A 3148-nucleotide genomic window follows, 5' to 3' on the forward strand; every position below is an offset into this window, starting at 1 on the left:
ATCCCCGCCGTGCTGCTCACGGGGAAGTTCGGCTACAAGAAGATCCTCGCGACCGGCGTGAGCGTCGTCGCGGTCGCCGCCGTCGCGACGGGCGGTGCGGTCGTGCTGGCCGTCGTCGGCCTGGTCGTCGAGCGGTTCTGCCGCGTCCCCCCGCCCGACGAGGGTGCGGTCCGACGCGAGGAGGCGACTCCCGACCCGTCGGCCTGAGGGGCGTCCGTCGCACCCTGACCAGGGCGCTCGGTGGGAGGATGTCCGCATGACCGACGTCACGCAGCCGGACGCCCCGGCCGACCTCTTCGACCCGCTCGGTGTCGACTGGACGCCGGTGTCGCCGCGGCTCGCGTCGGCGCGGCTGATCGTGACCGCGATCTGGATGGGTCCGCTGCTGCTGGCCGGGGTCGCGCTCGCGGCCCTCACGCAGGTCGCGTGGCTGTGGTCGCTCCCGGCGCTGGTCCTCGCGCTGGTCGTGTGGATCGCGGTGCTCGTGCCGCGCCAGGTGCGCGCGATGCGCTACGCCGAGCGCGCGGACGACCTGCTGGTGCGCCGCGGGATCCTGTTCCGGCAGCTCGTCGTCGTGCCCTACGGCCGCATGCAGTACGTCGACGTGACGGCGGGTCCGCTCGCGCGCAAGCTCGGCATCGCGTCCGTGCAGCTGCACACCGCGTCGCCCGCGACGACGGCGACCATCGACGGGCTGCCCCCGCAGGAGGCCGCGCGGCTGCGCGACCGGCTGGCGTCCCGCGGCGAGGCGCGGCTGGCGGGGCTGTGAGCGGCACGACCGCGCCGCCGGCGGTCGACTGGCGGCGCATGCACCCCGTGACCCCGGCCCTCAAGGGCTGGAAGATCGTCGTCGCGGTGCTGGTCGTCGTGGGCTACCAGGCGGCGGACGACGTGCGGCGGCTGCTCGAGCTCGTCGACGGGTACCGCTGGGTCGTCGTCCTCGGCGGGCTCGCGGCGGTCGCGGTCGTCGGCTTCGCGTACTCGGCGCTCGCGTGGCGCATGACGCGGTTCGCGGTGACCGACGACGCCGTGCACCTCAACACCGGGATCCTGTTCCGCCAGCAGCGGCAGGCGCGGCTCGACCGGCTGCAGGCCGTGGACGTCGTGCAGCCGCTGCTCGCGCGGCTCGTGGGGCTCGCGGAGCTCAAGCTCGAGGTCGCGGGCGGTTCGGGGTCGGGGGTGAGCCTCGCGTTCCTGCGGGAGTCGGACGCGCTCGCGCTGCGGGCCGAGCTGCTCGCGCTCGCCGCCGGGCTCCAGCGTCCCGGCACGGCGCCGACGGCGGTGGTGGCCCCCGGAGGGCCCGACGCGCCCGACGACCGGGTCGACGGCGCAGCGGGTGACGGTGCGGGCGGCACCGCGACCGGCGCCGACGTGGCCCGGCCGGTCGTCGCGTTCGAGGCCGCGCCCGAGCACCAGGTGTACGAGGTGCCGATGAGCCGGCTGGTCCTCGCGACGGTGCGCTCGGGTGCGACGGTCGCTCTCGTCCTCGCGGTGGTCGTGGCCGTCTCCGCGGGCATCCTGAGCCGCACCTTCGCGACCGTGTTCTTCCTGCTGCCGATGTTCTTCGGCCTCGTGTCGTACGTGTGGTCCCGCATCAACCAGGGCGCGAGCTTCCGCGCGGCGACGTCGCCCGACGGCATCCGCCTGCGCCACGGCCTGACGGAGTCGCGTGCGCAGACCGTCCCGCCGGGGCGCGTGCAGGCGATCCGGATCAGCCAGGGCCTGTGGTGGCGCAAGCCCGACTGGTGGCGCGTCGAGATGAACGTCGCCGGGTACTCGCCGTCCGGGGAGCAGCAGCGCGACACCGTCCTGCACCCGGTCGCGACGCGCGACGAGGTCCGCACCGCGCTGTGGCTGGTCCTGCACGACCTCGGCGTCGACGACCCGGTGGGCGTCGTCGACGCGGCCCTGACCGGCACCGACGAGGCGCACGGGTTCGCCGTCGCACCGCGTCGCGCGCGCTGGGTGGACCCGCTGGGCTGGCGGCGGCACGGCGTGCTCGTCACGCAGCGCGCCCTGGTCATCCGACGCGGGCGCTGGTGGCGGCAGGTCGACGTCGTGCCGCACGAGCGGACGCAGTCCCTCGGCCTCCAGCAGGGGCCGCTGCAGCGACGACTCGGGCTCGCGTCGTTCGTCGTGCACTCGACGCCCGGGCCGGTGTCGCCGGACATCGCGCACCTCGACGCGGGTGTCGTCGTCGCGCTGCTCGACGAGCAGTCCGAGCGCGCGCGGACGGCCCGGGCGAGCGAGGGGCCCGAGCAGTGGATGCGGAAGACCGCTGCGCCCGTCGTGGTGGCCGGCCAGGTGGGTGCCGCGGAGCCCGCACCGCCTGGTACCTCGGTGACGCCGGACGTGCCCCACGGCCACGTCGGGGCCCCGGAGGCCACCGCGGAGCCGGACGAGGCCGCGGTGCCGGGGGAACGAGCAGACGCGGGGGAGCCCGCGACCCGCGGTCCGGAGGCGCAGACCGTGCGGACCGAGCCCGGGGCGGGCGCGTGACGCGTCCGGGCCGCCTGGGCGTGGGCGTGGTCGGCACGGGCCGCGTCGGGGCGGTCCTGGGCAACGCGCTGCGGGGGGCCGGTCACCCGGTCGTCGCGGCGTCGGGCATCTCGGAGGGGTCGCGCGAGCGCGCGGAGGCGCTGCTGCCGGGCGTGCCGCTCGTCGAGGTCCCGGAGGTCGTCCGTCGCGCGGAGCTCGTGCTGCTCACGGTGCCCGACGACGCGCTGACCGACCTGGTGACGGGGCTCGGCGACCTGGGGGCGTGGCAGCCGGGCCAGATCGTCGTGCACACGTCGGGGCGGTTCGGCACGGACGTGCTCGCGGCGGCGCGCGCGGTCGGCGCGATCCCGCTCGCGATCCACCCCGCGATGACGTTCACGGGCACGTCGCTCGACCTGTCGCGGCTCGCCGGGTGCCCGTTCGCCGTGACCGGCCCGAACGCCGTCCTGCCCATCGGCCAGGCGCTCGTCGTGGAGATCGGCGGCGAGCCCGTCGTGGTCGACGAGTCCGCCCGCGGGCTGTACCACGCGGCGCTCGCGCACGGCGCGAACCACCTCGTCGTGCTGGTCGCGCAGGCCGCGCAGGCGCTCGCGGCGGCGGGTGTCGCCGACCCGGGCCGGATGCTCGGCCCGCTGCTCGAGGCCGCGCT

General features: G+C 76.5%; 3 protein-coding genes and 1 pseudogene. All 4 read left to right on the forward strand.

From position 1 onward, the window contains the following. Window positions 1-207, forward strand: a pseudogene (locus tag HGA02_RS14435) (DUF3180 family protein); the annotation flags it as partial. A 49-nt stretch (window positions 208-256) separates the two neighbouring features. Then, window positions 257-769, forward strand: coding sequence for a PH domain-containing protein (locus HGA02_RS14440; RefSeq protein ID WP_168679667.1), 513 nt, complete (start codon window positions 257-259; stop codon window positions 767-769). Beyond that, entirely contained in the window at window positions 766-2499 is a 1734-nt protein-coding gene (locus HGA02_RS14445; protein WP_343035488.1) for a PH domain-containing protein, read from the forward strand. The genes HGA02_RS14440 and HGA02_RS14445 overlap by 4 nt, the downstream gene beginning before the upstream one ends. Further along, a partial coding sequence (locus HGA02_RS14450; RefSeq protein WP_168679669.1) for a DUF2520 domain-containing protein occupies window positions 2496-3148 on the forward strand: 653 nt, incomplete at its 3' end. The genes HGA02_RS14445 and HGA02_RS14450, both read left to right, overlap by 4 nt.

The organism is Cellulomonas septica, from assembly GCF_012396155.1.
GTDB classification, from domain to species: Bacteria; Actinomycetota; Actinomycetes; order Actinomycetales; family Cellulomonadaceae; genus Cellulomonas; species Cellulomonas septica.